This is a genomic window from Streptomyces canus, assembly GCF_030815415.1.
Lineage (GTDB): Bacteria > Actinomycetota > Actinomycetes > Streptomycetales > Streptomycetaceae > Streptomyces > Streptomyces canus_F.
The window spans coordinates 10,245,433-10,261,940 of the sequence record NZ_JAUSWW010000001.1 but is presented as its reverse complement, the minus strand read 5'-3'; the positions used below and the strand labels follow the sequence as shown (position 1 = coordinate 10,261,940).

Here is a 16,508-nt window from a genome sequence, read left to right as displayed (position 1 = left end):
ACCATTCAGGTGCCACTGCTATCGTCCGCCGCGTGACTCGTGACGAGGAAATCCTGGACTCGATACGGCAGGACTCCGGTCTCGCCGAGATGCTGTGGCACGTCTGCGAGTTTGATCTCTCGCGTGACGATCACGGGGAGCCTGTCCGGCTCTCGTCCGGGCTTGCTCTGCAGGGTGTTGCCGGTGATTTCACTGGCGGAACATTCTTCCTCTGTGGTGAAGGCAGCAAGGGCCGGCCCGTTCTCTACGCCAGCTCCGAAGGACAAGCCGGTTTGATCGGCCAGAGCCTGACCGAGGCGTTGGAGATCATTGTTGGGTTGCCGTCCTGGTGGGACTGCCTGAAGTTCTCTGGATCTGGTGATCTGACGACCATGCAGACTACTGCCGACCACCTTTGCCATGACGAGCTCAGGGACCAACCCGAGTTCGGCGCGGATCGAGTACGCCTGGCTGCGGCACTGGGCTTGGAGCTCGGATCGGTCCCGTCCCTGTTGACTCGCCTGCATACTGCGGTCTCTGCCACGACGCCTGACTTCATCCTCACCGTCGAGACGGGAGAGGAGTACGAGTCGCTCTTCGGCCCCTGGCTGCCGAGCCGCAATCCCTCCTGGCAGTGAAAGACGAAGTAGGGCTGCCCTTTGGAGCCGGTGATCAAGGTGCAGCCGCGGATGTACACACACGAGCGGATCAGTTTGCAGACCGTCGACGGCAGTCATCACAAGATCTCCGACAGAGCCGAATCACGTGATCGTCCACAAGTCGGAGCGTTCCTCGACAACACCCGCCGCCGCGCCGGAAAGCTGTCCGCAGAGCGGCGCGCGGACCTCGATGCCCTCGGCATGCGCTGGTAGACGCTATGGGGCGGGAGATCCCGATGGAGTCACTCCCCTGCCCCGGGCCCCTCCTGCTGTTCGCGCAACGACTCCAGCCACGCGGCGGTGCTGCGGGTGTCCGGATGATCCACACCCAGCACCTGCCGCCGCCGCTCCAACGTCTCCTCACCCAGAACACGCGCCTCCACCACCCGACCCACATCCCGCAGATGCACGGCCAGATTGTTGGCGCTGCGCAGCGTGTCCAGATGATCTGACCCCAACACCCGACGCTGCACCTCTGACGTTTCCTCCCCCAACACCACCGCCTCCCCCACCCGACCCACATTCCACAGATCGATGGCCCGATTGTTCGCCGTGCTCAGGGCGTCGGGATGATCCGCACCCAGCACCCGACGCTGACCCGCCAGCGTCTTCTCACCCAACACCACCGCCTCCTCCACCCGACCCACACCCGCCAGATCGCCAGCCAGGTTGGACGCCGTACGCAGGGTGTCGGGATGATCCACACCCACCACACGCCGCCGGCCCGCCAGCGCCTCCTCGTGCAAGGCCAGCGCTTCCTCGTGACGCCCCAGCACCGTTAGCCGGATGGCGAGGTTGTCGGCGCTGGCCAGGGTGTCGAGGTGGTCGTCACCGTGGAGGCGTCGGTGGCGTTGGAGGGTGTCTGCGTCCAGGGCGCGGGCGCGTTCAGGGTCCTGGGTCTCGTCGTAGGCGCGGGCCAGGTCGTTGGCGCCTCCCAGGGCGGCGTGGTGGTCGGGGCCCAACTGCTGCAACAAGGTGTCGTACAGGAGCTGCAGGCGGTCTCGGGCGGGGCGGGGCTGGCCCCGGTCCATCAGGTACCAGCACGCGCCGAGCAGCGCCCACCGGCCGTCTGTGGTGGCGAGGGAGGCCGGGTCGACGGCCAGCAGGTGCGGCAGCAGCACCTGCCACACCGGCCACCCCACCGGATCGGTCATGTTTTCGGGGGCCGCCGCGGTCAGGAGATCTTCCGCATGCCGTTGCGCTTGCTCGCGCTGGGAGGGGGTGAGCTGGTCGGCCAGGATCGCCTGGGTCAGGCGGTGCAGCTGGACGGTGCCGTTCTGGGTGCGGGCCAGGCTGTGCCGGGCGATCGCGTCCACCACGCTCCCGGCACTCAGCCGCGACGCCAGGGCCTCGCTCAGGACGGTAGAGGTCTGATCGGGCAAACGGCCGGCGCAGGCGGTCAGGGGGAAGAGTTCGGGAGCCAGCAGCGCGAGGGCGGCCAGTACGGCGGCAGCGCCCGGATGCTCGGCTGCCAGGCGGGCGCGGGTGAGGCGGACCTGCGCAGCCAGGGAGACCGGATAGTCATCCGGGCGGCCCTCGGCCAGCACCTCATGCATGCTGCGGGCGAGTTCGGCCTGCAGATCGGCCGCCGACATGCGGGTGAGCAGGGCGGCGGCCTGCGTCAGCGCGAGCGGCAGGTCGTCCAGGGTGTGGGCGAGGTGGTCGGCGTCCGCATCAGGGAGGACCGCGCCCTGGGCGCGCAGCAGGGCGATGGATTCGGTACGGGCAAGGGTGTCGACGTTCAGGGGGGCGGCGTAGGTGTGCCAGTGGGGGTTGCGGGAGGTGATCAGGACGTGCCCGGTGGTGCCGCCGGGCAGGAACGGGGCCAGGGCGCTGGGGTCTTCGGCGTTGTCGAAGACCAGCAGCCAGCGTGACATTGTTCCCAGCTCTGCCAGCAGCAGCTCGACCGCGGCAGCGGGCGGCATGCCGGTGGGAGCGGCGCCAATCCGGGCAGCGAGCTGGGCGAGCTGGTCGGGGATCAGGGCCGGGTCTTCGGCCGGGATCCACCAGGCGAGTTCGTACTCGCCGGCGAACCGGTGCGCGTACTCGATTGCCAGCTGTGTTTTGCCGACCCCGCCGCGGCCGTGCAGGGCCTGGACCGCGACCCGCTGACCGGACGCGAGGGCTTGGCGCAGGTGGACCAGGAGGCTGTCGCGGCCGGTGAAGGCCGCGTTGCGGGCCGGCAGATTCCGCACCCGCGGCAGAGTTCCGGGCAGGCGGGGGCTACTGGCTCCGACCTGTCGCAACACTGCGTGGGTGCCGGGGAAGGGCGGCTCCGTATCCGGCCGGGACGGGCCATCGACCGCCTCCAGCAACACCCTGCGCGCCTCCGCGGCGTCCAGGTCGAACAGGTCGCGGCTCAGCAGCGGGCGCAGGATCGCCGGGGCCTCGACCTCGGACAACCGCACGGGGGTGATCTTCTCCCCCATCGCCACCACCGCGGTCCACTCCGGCGTCGTGAACCGCTCCGGCTCGAAATACGCCGGGGAGAACAACGCCAGCAGCCGGCCGCGTTCGAGCGCGGCGTTCATCTTCAGGACAAAGTTCTCGCCCGTACCCCAGTCCCAATAGTCCAGCTCGACCTGGTGGCCGGCGTCGAGCAGCTGCCAGCCGACCCATTCCGCCCACGCCCGATCCGCACCCGCATGCCTGATGAACCACCGCCGATCCGACATCCCGTCAGACGACCCCGCGCCCGCACCCATCACGCCCCCAACACCCCACGCTGTGCTGAATAGTCCAGCGTAGGGCCCGGTCGAGCGCCCTGACCCGGTCTTCCCCGGGACGGCTCCGCGCTGCATCTCCGTTGAGGCTGAGCAAGGCAAACCCGCGTGTGGAGGGTGCATCGCGTAGCTCTGATGGCACGCACCGTGGCCCCGAAGGGTCGCTTCGGGGCCACGTCTGCGCTGTGTGGGATTGAAGGGCGGTCGCCTCTGCGGCGAAAGGCAATGCCAGGCTTCAGTCGAACGATCATCCCTGCACGCGGGAGGTGCGGCCGGGGTACTTGTCGTGGCGAGGGTGCTGATCAGATGCCGGTGTGGCATCGCCACCGTCGCCAGTTCGGTCAGCCCGCACTGCGAACGCCGCGCCCCGCGGAGGGGCACCAGATCGTGACTCCTCTATGCTGCGCCGACATCACGCCCACTCCGTGCACGAATTCAGGAGGGTGCTTCCTTCGAAAACGGCGGCCTGAACTCCCAGGTCCCGTATGCCCTTGTCGGTGTCTTGCGCCGTTGTATTCCAGGTTTTACCGGTGTCTTTTCCGGAGTACCAGTGATGCCAGGACCAGTTGTGGCGGTCCCCGTTAGTGTCTCTGGTTATGAGCCGGACTGCCACATGATGATTGTCCGCGCTCGTGTCGGAAACACCAAGCTCCACATCGATGGGGGCGGTAACACCACCTTGGTAACGGTAGTACAAGCTGCCGGCGGCACCTGTAGTGAAGCATTGCGCAACGCCGTCTTCCGCTTGTGCTGTTCCGGTGGTCGCCAGGATACCCATCGCCAGACAGCCAGCAAAGGTCAGTGTGGAGCGCTTTCTCATTCTAATTCCTCTTGCCTTGCATTAAGTGAGATGGCGAAGCCAGTATGAGTGGTGAATTCTTGGGCTGTCGTTGTCCCTGCGTGCACAGGTGTGTTGTCGCTGCGTCTACTGCGGACCCCGCGCGGCCCTTGCCTGTTCCCGTGCGCGGTACTCCGTGGGCGACAGCCCGTACGCGCTGCGGAACGCTCGCGTGAAGTCGGGGGCGCGGACCAGGCCCCAACGGGTGGCGATGGTGTGGATGGGCGTGGAGCCGAGGTTGGGGTCGGCAAGGTCGCGGCGGGCGCCTTCGATGCGCTGGGCGCGGATCCAGGCCGCGACCGTCTCACCGGGGGTGTCTTCTTTGAAGATTCGGTGCAGGTAGCTCAGTGAGAAGTGGTGCGCGTCCGCTATCACGGCTGGTGTCAGCTCGGGGTCGTGCAGGTTCTGGCGGATGAAGGCCCGTATGCGGGTCGTCAGAGCCCGCTGGCGGGTCTCCGGCGGCAGCGCGTCCTCCGCCTCCAGCGTCTGCGCGAACCAGGCGGACAGCAGGTCGATCAGGGTGGTGCCGAGGCGGGGCGCGTCGGACGGCGTAAGGACGTCGGCCTGCTGCTCCAGCCCGGTCAGGAATCCTGTCAGTAGGGCCCCCACTCCCTCCCGCCCCGACAGCCGCCGCCCCAGCAGTTGCTGGACACGGGAGGGCGCCAGTGGCAACAGCGCCTTGGGGAAGTCCACGCCCACCCCGGTGAGCACCTGACGGCCCAGGCCGGCCGGCGCGTGCACTTCGTAGGGCCGCGACGTGTCGCTCACCCACAGATCCCTCGGCCCGTACGCCTCGGCCCGCCCCACATGCTCGAACCCCAGCCCGCCGCCGAGCACCAGCGACAGGTGGTACATCTCCGGATCGGACTGCCGCACCAGCTTCTCGGTACGCCGAAACCTTGTCGGCAGGTACGACGTCGGCCACACCAGCACCGGGCCCAGCTCCAGCAGCCGCTGTTCCGCCCAGAAGTCATCGGCGAACAAGCTGCTCATGTGGCTGGGCGCGATGGCCCGGTGCATCAACTCGCCCCAGTACTCGAACCGGTGCTCCTTGGGCACGTCGTCGCTCCGGAAGACCGTTCCGATCATGCCGGGGTCAGTCCCGAGCGGCGTACGGGCCAAGTCCGCCCACACGGTAGAGGCGAGGGGGGCCGGAGGCCGGGTGGTGTTCATGGAGTCGCGGATGTGCCGCGTCCGCGGGGGACCCGACGTCGGTACCCCGCACGCCCACATCGCCGATCAGGGCGAAAGGCCCGGTCTCCTGCTCGTCGACGTCAACAACGGCGGAGAACACCAACACCCCCGCCCCTCCTCCTCGGAGTTCCGCCATGGCATCCGACCGCCGCTACGATACCGCCCGCCAACTGATCGACCCGGCCACCGTCTATGTCGGCCACATCCGCACCGACACTGGATGGAATCCGCCCGCTGACCCGAGCGGCGTCGGCGGGTGGCGCGGCGGCCGGGGCGCGGCGGAGTCCCTCCCGAGGCGTCCTTTTCGCTTGGCGGGGTCAGACGATGTGGCGATCTGGCCGGGGCGTTCCCGGAGATTGAGAAGGCAGTCCGCCAGCTGCCGGACGATACGGCGGTCGACTGCGAGCTCATCGTGTGGGAGGCGGGCCGGCTCGCGTTCGAGCATCTCCAGCAGCGCATGCACCACCGCGGCGCGGGCGCGGCCCGCGCCGCTGTCGAGTTCCCGGCGCACCTGGTCGCGTTCGACCTGTTGCGTGTGCACGGCTCGGATCTGACCGGGCGCCCCTTCAGCGAACGCTACGCCGCGCTGGAGGGGTTGTTCCTCGAGCACCACCTGTCGGCGCCCTGGTCGCTGTGCCCGACCACGACCGACCCCAAACAGGCGGCCGCGTGGCTTGCCGACTACACGGCCGTCGGCATCGAAGGGCTGGTGTTCCGGCCCCTGGCGAGCAGGTATGTGCCGGGCGGGCGCGGGTGGACCAAGTACAAGGCATGGCACACCACGGAGGCGATCGTCGGCGCGGTCACCGGCAGCCTGCGGACGCCCACCACGGCACTGTTGGGCCGCTACGACGACAGCGGCCGTCTGCGGTACACCGGCCGCACCACCACGCTGGGTGCGGCCGTCCGGCACGCCCTCGCCGACCGGCTGCGCGCCGGGGACGCCGACCACGCGTGGACGGGGCGCACCTTCCGTGTGGGGTGGGGCTCGCGGGAGCAGTTGTCGGTGCACCTGGTCGTGCCCGACGTTGTCGCCGAAGTCGCCGTGGATGGCCACTCCCGAGGCGGCATCGAGCGATGAGTTCCGATACGAAGAGAGGTCTTCTTGGGTGGACGTGCTCGTGAGGTGCCAGTAGAGGCGCCGCCCAGTCCTCGGATCGTGGGCCCGTACGAACTCGACCAAGCTTGATGACCAGTGAGGAGACACCAGCGTGAGCGAGATTGTGGTCCAGAAGATCGTCCGGCCTGAGCGCGCAGTATCGGGCCCGTGGCTGGAGGTGATCGCCTCGAATCTCGATTACCACCGAGCGACCTTCTTGTGGAAGTGCGAGGGTCTCTCGGATGCACAACTGCGGCTACGTCCTGTGCGGTCGTCGGCGTTGACCCTGCTGGGGCTCATGCGCCATCTGCAGGGGGTTGAGCGTGCCTGGTTCCAGCGGACGTTGGCCGACACGACGCCTCGCTTCTTCCCCTATCGGACCTACGTCACCGCTGACGGTGGCGAGTGGTACGACGAGTCGGACGTTACGCCGGCCAGGGACATCTACGAGGACTACCTCAAGGCGTGCGAGGAGTCGCGGCAGGTATTCGCGAAGGTGACCGTCGACCTCGCGCGCATCGTGCCGAACCCGGAATTCGGTGACACCGATGTGCGGTTCGTCCTTGAGCACGTGATCGAGGAGTACGCCCGCCACGTCGGCCATGCGGATCTCCTCCGCGAAGCCATCGATGGCGTCACTGGCGAGTAGCCGACCGCTGCGCCCCACGAAGCAGGCCTCACCACAACGTGCGACGAATCGCTACCGGACTGGCCAGCTACAGCTGAGCAAAATGGCCAACCACCCGTGAGCGCAGGCTGGTCACCAGGGTTCTGCGACCGCCCCTGGCCACATATCGCTGGCGGTCACACCGCCGTGGCGAGGGGCCGACCGCCCCAGCGGTTGCCTCTCTCGCAGCGGATGCGGGCGCGTTCCTTGCGTTCGGCGGCCAGGACGTCGCAGTGGCGGGCGTTGGCGTTGCGCCACCGCAGGTAGGCGTGCAACGCCCGGATCTGCACCGTGGAGTTGGGGTAGTTCGAGTTGGCGATGGTGAACTGCCTCAGCGGTCCGAAGTGGGCTTCGATGGGGTTGGCCCACGAGGCGTAGGTCGGCGTGAAGCACAACTCGACCCTATTCTTCTTCGCCCAGCGCCGGATGTCGGCGCCCCTGTGGGCGGACAGGTTGTCCAGGATCACGTAGATCGGGGCGCCGTCGGGACGGGTGGCGCGGATCGATTTCAGCGCGGCCAGGGTGTTCCCGGCGCCCTTCTTGCGCCGGTTGACGCCCCACAGGGTGTCGTCGCCGACCGAGTAGCAGCCGTGGAAGTACCGCACGCTGTGGGTGCGGTGGTAGGTCACCGGCAGCCGGTCGGGCCGGGTCTGTTCGGCCCAGCAGCTGCCGCCGGTGGGCCGGATTCCCAGTGGGCCGAACTCGTCGAACGCGAAGACGCGGTCCGGGAAGCGGTCGAGGATGTGCTCGATGCGGTCGCGTGGCGTGCTGGCAGTGCTCGCTGCGCCGCTTGCCCGTCGCGTCCGGCACGCTCGCCCGCGGGTAACAGCTCCAGGTGGCAGCCCCGAACCACCACCCACGGTCGCCTCCCCAGGCAGGTACCATCGCGGGGTGAACACCTACTGGCACGTCGTTCTGCCGCCGCTCTGCGCTTGACCGGGCGCAGACACTGACAGTTTGATCCCCGGCCCCAACGCCCGCAGGGCGCTCAGGGGCTTTTGTTGTGCGCCCGTTTCGGATCGAGTCCCAGACGCATTCGACGACGGAAGATCACGACTGTGCCGAACCGTACGACCTCTCTGACTCCCGCGCGCCCGGCTGCCGCCGGCCCGCGCCCTTCTCGCGCCGGTCTCCTCAGCGGCCCCGCACCCATCCTCACCTCAGCCGTACTGTGGGGCACGACCGGAACCGCCAGCTCCCTGGCCGCCGGCGCACCCGCGGCGGCCATCGGCTGCGCCGGTCTCGCCCTCGGCGGCATCCTGCTGTTCCTCACCTCCCGTGGCGCCCGCGCCCTGCCTGCCGCCTGCACGCGCCTTGAGCGGTGGCTGCTCGTCCTGGGCGCGCTGGCGGTGGCCGGCTATCCGGTCACCTTCTACCCGGCGGTCGCCCGGACCGGCGTGGCCGTGGCCACCGTGATCGCGCTCGGCAGCGCGCCGGTCTTCGCCGGACTGCTGTCCTGGGCCACCGGACAGGCCCGGCCAACCGCACGTTGGATCGGTGCCACCGCGGCCGCCGTGCTCGGCTGCACCCTCCTGGCACTGGGCCCCGAGCTCACCGGACACGCCACACCGATGGACCTGACCGGCGTCGCGCTCGCCGCCTGCGCCGGACTGTCGTACGCCGCCTACTCCCTGATCGGCGGCAGGCTCATCACCCGCGGACACCCTTCCGGCGCGGTGATGGGCGTGCTGTTCGGCGCGGCTGGGCTGCTTGTCCTGCCGCTCTTCCTGTTCGTCAACATGCACTGGCTTGCCACCACCCGCGGCGCGGCGGTGGCGGTGTATCTCGCCCTGTTCACCGTCTACTTGGCCTACCGGCTCTTCGGGCACGGACTGCGCCGCACTCCGGCGTCGGCGGCCACGTCGCTGACTCTGGCGGAGCCCGCCGTGGCAGCGGTCCTGGGTGTCACCGTCCTCGATGAACGCCTGCCGATCGCCTCCTGGTGCGGGCTGGCTGTCCTCGCTCTGGGCCTGGTCCTCCTGACCGTCCCCGTCGGCGCAGGCAACCGGGACCGATAGACGCTGGACACTCGTCCGATCCGGTCCCAAGGTCATTTCGGGACCGCACCAGGTGACCCAGACCACTCAAACTTCGATGGCACGCGCTCAAGGTCCGATGTCACAGGACATCGTGTGCACAGCCACTGGTCAGTGCCGGACGTCGTGAGAGGTGAAGACGTCCAGCAGTTCGCGGACGGGCACGTGTGCCTCGTCGTGATAGTGGAGGGTGCCGTCCAGGCAGAGGATGTAGCGCGTGCGCCGCCCCTTGCGCTCGCGCTACATGTAGCCGGCCTTCGAGGTCGGTGACGATGCTCTGCGCGGTGCGTTCGGTGATGCGGCAGACCGCGGCGATATCGCGGAGCCGGGCGGCAGGGTCGCGCGCGACGGCGAACAGCACCCGGGCGTGGCTGGTGAGGAAGTGCCACTGCCTGGCCTGCTCGCTCACGTTCTGCTCCGTCCCTTCGACCCTGCCCCGCTGGAATACCCGCAGCAGATTTCCGGAAACAGGCCTCGCGTGTTCGCGCGTGCTGCAATGTTTCAGGGGTAGACGGGGTGGTCAAAGAGCGGCGCTTCGGACGTGAGGCGGTTCCATGGACCTTGCTGGGCACAACGAGGGCCAGGAGCCGCTCGTCGACCCTCTGGTCAGGGCCGGGGCCGCGTTCGAGGGCAGTGCGGAGATCGCCGAAGCCCGGGACATGGCCCGCGACTTCCTCATGTCCGTACAGGCCGTGCACGGGCTGCCGGTATCGGCGCGGGCCATGGGCATCGTGCAGCTGGTCGTCAGCGAGCTGGTCACCAACGCCCGCAAATACGCGCCCGGCCCCTGCCTGCTCGACCTGGAGATCAACGGCGGCACCGTCCAGATCAGCGTCTGGGACAGCAGCACCACCCTGCCCTCCGTCCAGGCCACCGACCCGCAACGGATCGGCCAGCACGGCCTGGAAATCACCATGGCGGTCTCCCAGACCTTCAGTGTCCACCGCGAACCCGTGGGCAAACGCATCACCGCGGCCATCGAGCTCGCCGACGACCCCGGCGGAGACCCAGCCGGCCGACAGCCCTCCTGACCACGCCCGGCCGCACTGTTCCCAACGCCGGAATCGGGCTGCCCACGGGGATCCGACCCGCACGGGTCCGAGGCAAGGTGGTGGTCGGTCTCATGGTCGGGGGCCGACCACAGACCCGACCATGGCCGCTGACGGCGCGCTGACCAGCGATGGACGGGGCGAGGCGGGGCGGGCTGGTCAACGGGGTGGACGGGCGGCGCCGGCCGGGGAGGGACCGTGACCTGGGGAGGTCAAACGGTCCTTCCCCGTTCTCGAGATGGTCAGGGGGTCTCGCCGGAGTAGTACAAGCGGCATAGGTATGTGAGCAGGCAACCTGTGTGGCTGAGGGACGGCTTCTTCCGACGCGGCTCGCACCCACGAGGAGTTTGGGCCTGGCGAGTGCCCGGGCCCGACCATCACCCGCGGCCCGACCGCGACCCGGGCCGGGCCCGGGCCCGGTCGGCAGCCTCCTGCGGCGAATAGGCCGCCGTGCACCCCGCACGAGGCAGGCGCACTCTGTGAACATGAGCGGGAACAGACCTGTAGGTCCGCCTCCGGGACCGACGTCGGATCACACGTCGTCCCCTGGCGTCGTGCTCCATTCCTCCGCAGATGGTTCACTCACATCGCGGGCGCCCTCGGTGGACTGCTGGTAGGAGTCCTGATCGGCATCGTCGGGGCTGGCGGGAACAAGGACTCTCCCACCGCCACGGTGACCGTGACCGCCACGGCGCCGGGCACAGACGTACAGACGGGCGCCGCTTCCTCCAGCGCCACTGCCGGAGCCCAACAGAAGGACGTGCCCAAGGGAGGGATCCCGGGCGACGGCACCTTCCTGGTGGGCAAGGACATCCAGGCGGGCACCTACCGCAGCGAGGGCAAGAACAAATACGGCTGCTACTGGGCACGCTTGAGCGACACGACCGGCGAGGAGGACGCCATCATCGCCAACGGCAACGCCGAGGGCCCGGCCATCGTCAAGGTCGCCGCAGGCGACAAGGCGTTCCAGACCACCGACTGCCAGCCCTGGAAGAAGATCGACTAGCTGTCAGCCGACGGCTCTCCGGGCCCGCCGCCGAGAACTCGAACGCGCGGGCCGGACCGGCCCACGGTAGTGCGGTGCCCCAGCCCTGCGACGCCGACCTTGTGCCCGCGCCCGTCCTGGTCGTACTGCCCGCTGACCCGCTGCTGGGCACCGGGCAGCAGGAAAGGAAAACGGCAGCAGACGGAATCTGGCTGGTCCTACGTCGTGGGGTTGCCGCTGTTCCGAGATCGAGAGGACGGCGGTGTGGAGGCGGCGGAGTACCGGGTGTGGGTGCGCACGCCCGACCACGTACGGCCGGTCGACGGCGTCGACTACGACCAGGTCGTCACCGAGAAGCTGGAGCGATCGCCGCAGGCCGTGGTCCGGGAGGGCCTCGGGGAGCGCCGGCCTTTGGGCTGGGTGCTCGCGTAGGTGCCGCGACGGCCCGCGGCCCGCTGTCAGCCTACGCGGCTGACCCGCCCGGTGGTCCCGCCCGCGTCAGTTCTCTGAAGGGATGCGGGCCACGATCTCCCGCGCCCATCTGTCTGCCTCCGGCGACACCGGGCCGCCCTCCTGCGCGACGGTTACTGATCTTTTCGGATTAGTTTCGGGTGGTCTGCGGTGAGGGTCAGTCCGGTCTCGGCGAGGCAGCCGTCGATGAGTTCGGGATGGCGCTGGATGTGGGCGAGGCCTCGGCGGAGGGTGCGGGTGAGGTGGTCAGGGTCGGTGAATGCGGTGTTGGCCATCGGCCCGCGCCGTAACCACGACCAGATGCCTTCCACGGGGTTCAAGTCAGGACTGTAGGAAGGCAGTTGGACGATGGTGAGCCAGTCGTGGCCGGCTGCGTACTTCCTCATGTCAACGGCACGATGGGTGTTCAAATTGTCCCAGACGACAACAATGGGGGCGCCGAGTTGCAGGTGCGCGCGGACCAGAAGGTCGCGGTAGTCCTGCCAGGAGAAGCTCTTGCGTGCGCCTTTGAGGAGCAGGTGGAAGCGGGGCCGGTAGATCAGCCGGGGCCTTTCGCCGGGCCGGTAGCAGCACATCGCGGCGACGGAGATCCGCCGCCGGGACCGTCCCCGCACTCTCACCACGGGAGTCTGCCCGCGCCGGCCCCACGTGCGGGCGCGCGGCGGCGTCATCGCGAACCCGGCCTCGTCCTCGAAGACGATCCAGGCATCGAGCGCCGCCGCGGTCCTTCCACCTGCGGCCACACATCCTTCTTCCAGAGCCCGACCGCGTGCTCGTCACGTTCCAGTGCGCGACGGGCCGGGCTCTGCCAGGACCAGCCGTGGCGGTGCAGGAGCCGCCACACTCCCGCGATCGAGCAACTGACCTTGAACTGGCGGCCGATCAGCATTGCGACGCGTTCCAGTGTCCACCGCTGATCTTCCCAGCCATGCGCAGCCGGCCCTTTGGCCAGCTCCTTCTCCAGCAGGGCGAACCGTTCGTCCGACAACTTCGGCAGTTTCGCGGGCCCCTTCGACTTCAGCCCCTCCATGCCGCCTTCACGCCAGCTGCGGCGCCAGTGCTCCACCGAACGTTCACTCACCCGCAGGTCCTTGGCGATATCCGAGGTCCTGTCACCCTGTGCGAACCTCCGCCCGGCCTCCAGCCGGATACCTTCACGCGCAGCCCGCCGCTCAGCAGTCAGGCCCCCACCATCCGCATACCGCATAACACCGGCATACCGCATAGATCACCCAGCGTCACCACCCGAACGCAACCCGAAAAGTTCAGTAGCAGCAGCCGGAACACGTCATGGGCCTCCTCCAAGGTGAACAAGGCCAGCCGTTCCGCGGCGCCCTCGAGGGGTGCGAAGTCGATCTCGACGAGATCGAGGTGGTCGTAGTCGTCCATGTCCGGCGCCACATGATTCGCAGCTGCCGGGTCACGAGAAGCGGGGCCCCCGCCCCGGCCCGTGGGTCACGGGGCGAGAACCGAAGCCCATTTCCCTCCGCACAGCCGGACAAGGTGCGCATCAGGCGCTGCGTGGCCAGCGTGCCACCGCCGTCTTCTTCGTGGTCTTCTTCGCTGCCGTCTTCTTAACCGGCTGCTTCTTCGCGCTCTTCCTCTTCGGCATCTCGTGGACGTCGGCGTCCTCGCCTCGGGAGGCCTTGGCCTGCTGGACGGACTCAGTCAGGGCGGTCATGAGGCGGCCTCGAATCTCATCGGTGTTCTCCTTCGTGGATACCCCGGCGTTTAGGCCGGGGAGGAAATGAAGCTCCTGCGGAGCAGGGCAAGGGAAGCCGGTTCGCCGCCAGGGCGGACCGGTGTGCGCAGTCCACCTGCCGACACCCGCTGCCCACACGGAAGTTGATAGCGTGTGACGTGTGACGCGGCAGGTCAAGCGGGCATTCAAGTACCGCTTTTACCCCATCGGCGAGCAGGCGGCTGAGCTGTCGCGCACGTTCGGCTGTGTCCGCCTCGTCTACAACAAGGCGCTGGAGGAGCGGACTCGGGCCTGGTACGGCGAGCAGCGCCGCATCTCCTATGTGCAGTCCTCGGCCGCGCTGACGCAGTGGAAGAAGACCGAGGAACTGGCTTTTTTGGCGGAGGTGTCCTCGGTGCTGCTGCAGCAGGCGCTGCGCCATCTGCAGACGGCGTTCGGGAACTTCTTCGCCCAGCGCGCGAAGTACCCGCGGTACAAGAGCCGCAAGAAGTCCCGGGCGTCGGCCGAGTACACGCGTAGTGCCTTCACATGGCGCGACGGAGCGCTGACTTTGGCGAAGATGGCCGAGCCGTTGGACATCCGCTGGTCGCGTCCGCTGCCCGAGGGGACGGAGCCGACCACGGTGACGGTGTCCCGGGACGCGGCGGGCCGCTGGTTCGTCTCCCCGCTGTGCGAGGACACCATCGCCCCGGCGCCGGCCACCGCGAACGCGGTGGGCCTGGACGCCGGGATCACCTCCCTGGTGACCCTGTCCACCGGGGAAAAGATCACCAATCCCCGGCACGAACGGCGTGACCGGGCACTGCTGGCGCGCGCAGCGTGCGCTGTCGCGCAAGGCGAAGGGCTCGGCGAACGGGGAGAAAGCCCGCCGCGAAGTGGCCCGTGTGCATGCGCGGGTCGTCGACCGGCGCCGCGACGTGCTGCACAAGTTGTCGACTCGGCTCGTCCGTGAGAATCAAACGGTCGTGATCGAGGACCTGAGCGTCCGCAACCTGCTGAAGAACGGCACACTCGCACGCGCCATCAGTGATGCGTCGTGGACGCAACTGCGCTCCATGCTGGCGTACAAGTGCGCCTGGTACGGGCGCGAGCTCGTCGTGATCGACCGCTTCTTCCCCAGCAGCAAGCTGTGCGGGAACTGCGGCACGGTCGCGGCGAAGATGCCGCTGAACGTCCGTGCGTGGACGTGCGTCTGCGGCGCGGTGCATGACCGCGACGTGAACGCGGCACGCAACATCCTGGCCGCCGGGCTGGCGGCGTCTGCCTGTGGAGACGGTGTAAGACCTCAACGGGAGTCCTCCCGGACGGGGCGGTCGTCGCTGAAGCAGGAACCCCAGCGGGCGACCGCTGGAATCCCCCGCCTTTAGGCGGGGGAGGAAGTCAAGTCCAGTGGCGGTTGTCGAGGGTGCGGTCACTCACTGGGGTGACTCGCGTCCCATTCCATGTGGCTTGTCTCACGGCATCAGTGATGGTCGAGTCATGGGTGGGGGCGCCGCAGGCAGGCGGCAGGTCCCGGAGTGGCAGCTGCTCTACAGCGGACCTGTGGTTATCCCCAGGAGGAAAACTGAAGGTGGCAGGCTGCCCGGGACCTGCCGCCCATCGGCAGCCTTGATCCATGCCTGTATTTCACAGATCACATCGATTGCATCCGTTACTGCTGCTCCTGCTGGCGCTGACGCTCGGGGTCGGCACGCTGACGGTCGCCGCCCGGCCGGCGCACGCGCACGCGATGACCACCACCGATCCGGTGCGCGAACTGGCGCGCGTCGCGGAGCCGCTGCGTTCCACGGAGGCCGGCGCCCCCGGCAGCGATCTGCGCCCGCTCGGCCGCATGATCGGCTCGGCGAAGATCGTCGGCCTGGGTGAGGCTACGCACAGCTCTCGGCAGTTCTTCACGATGAAGCACCGCCTCTTCCGGTACCTCGTCGAGGAGCAAGGCTTCACCACCTTCGCGCTGGAGGCGCCCTGGTCCACCGGCCTGGTCCTCAACGAGTACGTGTTGTACGGGAAGGGCGACCCGGAGAAGCTCATGCGGGAGGAGTTCCAGAGCTCGTACCGGATATGGAACACCCGCGAGTATCTCGATCTGCTGAGGTGGATGCGCGCCCACAACGTTCGCCACCCCGACCGCCCCGTGCAGTTCATGGGTGAGGACAACGGTTACGCGGGACCTGAGCTCTTCGACGCGGTCACGGACTATGTTTCCGCGCACCACCCGAAGCTGCTGCCGGAGTTCCGCCGCCTCTACCGCGAGCTCCGGCCGACGGGGAGCGTGGAGCAGACCGTCAACGAGAACATGGCCAAGCCCATCGCCGAGCGCGAGCAGACGGCCGCGGATGTGCGGCGCGCCTACCAGCTGCTTCAGGCGCAGGGGCCGGACGGGGACCGGCAGGCGTACGAGTGGATCCTCCAGCACGCCAGGGCCGTATCCCAGACCGGCACCCTCTACGCGTACTACGACTTCTCCGACCCGGAGAAGATCGCTCGGGCCATGCTCTACCGCGACCAGATCATGGCGGAGAACACTGTGTGGTGGCAGCGGCAGACCGGCCACCGGATGCTGTTGTCGGCCCACAACGGCCATGTCTCCTACGAGTCCGACAACCCTGAGCAGTATCCGAAGACCCAGGGGGAGTTCATACGCCAGACGGTCGGGGCCGAGTACGTGAACATCGGTTACACCTTCGGGCAGGGCTCGTTCAACGCGATGGATCTGACGGATCCGGAGGAGCCCTACCGCCGCTTCTCCGTGAAGCCGCTGGGCGCGGGCAGCAACGAGGAGGTGCTGGAGCGAGTCTCGCGCCGGGACTACTACGTCGATCTGCGGGCCGTGCCCGAGCCGGCGCGAGACTGGCTGATGGAGAAGCGGCTGACCCGCTCCATCGGGAACGCCTGGCCGGAAGACCCCTACCAAACCTCACTCGGGCGCCAGTTCGACGTGCTGATACACCTCCATCGCGTCACGGCCGCGGATCTCCTGTCAACGGCCAGGGACTGAAAGTCCCGGGCTTGCACAACCGATCGGCTGTGATCGTTCGCCGCTGCTGAGTCCGCCAAGTCGCAACGGCAGCTCAGGAGGGTCGGGGACTGGCAACGGAGCGTCAGC

Annotated in this window: 16 protein-coding genes and 2 pseudogenes; 10 read left to right on the top strand and 8 right to left on the bottom strand. The window is 68.3% G+C overall.

Annotated elements, in window-relative coordinates:
- The first annotated feature begins 32 nt into the window (after nucleotides 1-32).
- Together QF037_RS48060 and QF037_RS48055 are read left to right on the top strand one after the other, a co-directional pair.
- The gene (locus QF037_RS48060; RefSeq protein WP_307036570.1) at nucleotides 33-617 is read left to right on the top strand and encodes a hypothetical protein; all 585 of its coding nucleotides are present in this window, start codon (nucleotides 33-35) and stop codon (nucleotides 615-617) included.
- Between the two features lie 30 nt (nucleotides 618-647).
- On the top strand, nucleotides 648-851 hold the full coding sequence (locus QF037_RS48055) for a helicase associated domain-containing protein (RefSeq protein WP_307036568.1): 204 nt from the start codon (nucleotides 648-650) through the stop codon (nucleotides 849-851).
- A 29-nt stretch (nucleotides 852-880) separates the two neighbouring features.
- Here the strand turns inward: QF037_RS48055 and fxsT are convergent, their stop codons facing one another.
- The 3 genes from fxsT to QF037_RS48040 all read right to left on the bottom strand — a co-directional run bounded on the left by fxsT (nucleotide 881) and on the right by QF037_RS48040 (nucleotide 5,288).
- On the bottom strand, nucleotides 881-3,313 hold the full coding sequence (gene fxsT, locus QF037_RS48050) for an FxSxx-COOH system tetratricopeptide repeat protein (protein ID WP_307036566.1): 2,433 nt from the start codon (nucleotides 3,311-3,313) through the stop codon (nucleotides 881-883).
- Nucleotides 3,314-3,773: 460 nt separating this feature from the next.
- The gene (locus tag QF037_RS48045) at nucleotides 3,774-4,181 is read right to left on the bottom strand and encodes a hypothetical protein (RefSeq protein ID WP_307036564.1); all 408 of its coding nucleotides are present in this window, start codon (nucleotides 4,179-4,181) and stop codon (nucleotides 3,774-3,776) included.
- 105 nt (nucleotides 4,182-4,286) lie between these two features.
- On the bottom strand, nucleotides 4,287-5,288 hold the full coding sequence (locus QF037_RS48040) for an AraC family transcriptional regulator (RefSeq protein WP_307036562.1): 1,002 nt from the start codon (nucleotides 5,286-5,288) through the stop codon (nucleotides 4,287-4,289).
- Between the two features lie 361 nt (nucleotides 5,289-5,649).
- Between QF037_RS48040 and QF037_RS48035 the strand changes: the two genes are divergently transcribed.
- Both QF037_RS48035 and QF037_RS48030 read left to right on the top strand, forming a co-directional pair.
- A complete protein-coding gene (locus QF037_RS48035) occupies nucleotides 5,650-6,474 on the top strand; it encodes an ATP-dependent DNA ligase (RefSeq protein WP_307036561.1) in 825 nt (274 codons plus the stop codon).
- 130 nt (nucleotides 6,475-6,604) lie between these two features.
- Complete coding sequence (locus QF037_RS48030; protein ID WP_307036559.1) at nucleotides 6,605-7,141, top strand: DinB family protein; 537 nt, start codon at nucleotides 6,605-6,607, stop codon at nucleotides 7,139-7,141.
- Nucleotides 7,142-7,296: 155 nt separating this feature from the next.
- On the opposite strand, the pseudogene QF037_RS48025 reads toward QF037_RS48030, so the two are convergent.
- Nucleotides 7,297-7,926, bottom strand: a pseudogene (locus QF037_RS48025) (transposase); the annotation flags it as partial.
- Between the two features lie 291 nt (nucleotides 7,927-8,217).
- Between QF037_RS48025 and QF037_RS48020 the strand changes: the two are divergent.
- The 4 genes from QF037_RS48020 (at nucleotide 8,218) to QF037_RS48005 (ending at nucleotide 11,661) form a co-directional block, all read left to right on the top strand.
- Complete coding sequence (locus QF037_RS48020) at nucleotides 8,218-9,177, top strand: DMT family transporter (protein ID WP_307036557.1); 960 nt, start codon at nucleotides 8,218-8,220, stop codon at nucleotides 9,175-9,177.
- A gap of 572 nt (nucleotides 9,178-9,749) precedes the next feature.
- Complete coding sequence (locus QF037_RS48015; protein WP_373463918.1) at nucleotides 9,750-10,226, top strand: ATP-binding protein; 477 nt, start codon at nucleotides 9,750-9,752, stop codon at nucleotides 10,224-10,226.
- 691 nt (nucleotides 10,227-10,917) lie between these two features.
- Nucleotides 10,918-11,250 (top strand): hypothetical protein, encoded by a 333-nt coding sequence (locus tag QF037_RS48010; RefSeq protein WP_307036556.1) that lies wholly within the window; start codon nucleotides 10,918-10,920, stop codon nucleotides 11,248-11,250.
- 243 nt (nucleotides 11,251-11,493) lie between these two features.
- Entirely contained in the window at nucleotides 11,494-11,661 is a 168-nt protein-coding gene (locus QF037_RS48005) for a hypothetical protein (RefSeq protein ID WP_307036554.1), read from the top strand.
- Between the two features lie 66 nt (nucleotides 11,662-11,727).
- Here QF037_RS48005 and QF037_RS51270 read toward each other — a convergent pair whose 3' ends face one another.
- The 4 genes from QF037_RS51270 to QF037_RS47985 all read right to left on the bottom strand — a co-directional run bounded on the left by QF037_RS51270 (nucleotide 11,728) and on the right by QF037_RS47985 (nucleotide 13,381).
- On the bottom strand, nucleotides 11,728-11,790 hold the full coding sequence (locus tag QF037_RS51270) for a hypothetical protein (RefSeq protein ID WP_373463999.1): 63 nt from the start codon (nucleotides 11,788-11,790) through the stop codon (nucleotides 11,728-11,730).
- 23 nt (nucleotides 11,791-11,813) lie between these two features.
- Nucleotides 11,814-12,907, bottom strand: a protein-coding gene (locus QF037_RS51575; RefSeq protein ID WP_444972125.1) for an IS630 family transposase whose coding sequence is annotated in 2 segments (ribosomal slippage) — nucleotides 11,814-12,461 and nucleotides 12,464-12,907 — 1,092 coding nt in all. Because the reading frame shifts where the segments join, the coding sequence is not laid out codon by codon here.
- A complete protein-coding gene (locus tag QF037_RS47990; protein WP_307036549.1) occupies nucleotides 12,880-13,089 on the bottom strand; it encodes a DUF6417 family protein in 210 nt (69 codons plus the stop codon). Before QF037_RS47990 ends, QF037_RS51575 begins: the two co-directional genes overlap by 28 nt.
- A gap of 121 nt (nucleotides 13,090-13,210) precedes the next feature.
- Complete coding sequence (locus QF037_RS47985; protein ID WP_373463917.1) at nucleotides 13,211-13,381, bottom strand: hypothetical protein; 171 nt, start codon at nucleotides 13,379-13,381, stop codon at nucleotides 13,211-13,213.
- A gap of 181 nt (nucleotides 13,382-13,562) precedes the next feature.
- On the opposite strand from QF037_RS47985, the pseudogene QF037_RS47980 reads away from it, so the two are divergent.
- Nucleotides 13,563-14,769, top strand: a pseudogene (locus QF037_RS47980) (RNA-guided endonuclease InsQ/TnpB family protein).
- 248 nt (nucleotides 14,770-15,017) lie between these two features.
- Nucleotides 15,018-16,400, top strand: coding sequence for an erythromycin esterase family protein (locus QF037_RS47975; RefSeq protein ID WP_373463916.1), 1,383 nt, complete (start codon nucleotides 15,018-15,020; stop codon nucleotides 16,398-16,400).
- Nucleotides 16,401-16,508: the final 108 nt, after the last annotated feature.

Excerpts from the sequence above, each read along its gene's own strand:
- fxsT (WP_307036566.1), bottom strand. The coding sequence starts at position 3,313 with ATGTCGGATCGGCGGTGGTTCATCAGGCATGCGGGTGCGGATCGGGCG.
- QF037_RS47990 (WP_307036549.1), bottom strand. The coding sequence starts at position 13,089 with ATGGACGACTACGACCACCTCGATCTCGTCGAGATCGACTTCGCACCC.
- QF037_RS47985 (WP_373463917.1), bottom strand. The coding sequence starts at position 13,381 with ATGACCGCCCTGACTGAGTCCGTCCAGCAGGCCAAGGCCTCCCGAGGC.
- QF037_RS48045 (WP_307036564.1), bottom strand. The coding sequence starts at position 4,181 with ATGAGAAAGCGCTCCACACTGACCTTTGCTGGCTGTCTGGCGATGGGT.
- QF037_RS48040 (WP_307036562.1), bottom strand. The coding sequence starts at position 5,288 with ATGATCGGAACGGTCTTCCGGAGCGACGACGTGCCCAAGGAGCACCGG.
- QF037_RS47975 (WP_373463916.1), top strand. The coding sequence starts at position 15,018 with ATGCCTGTATTTCACAGATCACATCGATTGCATCCGTTACTGCTGCTC.
- QF037_RS48015 (WP_373463918.1), top strand. The coding sequence starts at position 9,750 with ATGGACCTTGCTGGGCACAACGAGGGCCAGGAGCCGCTCGTCGACCCT.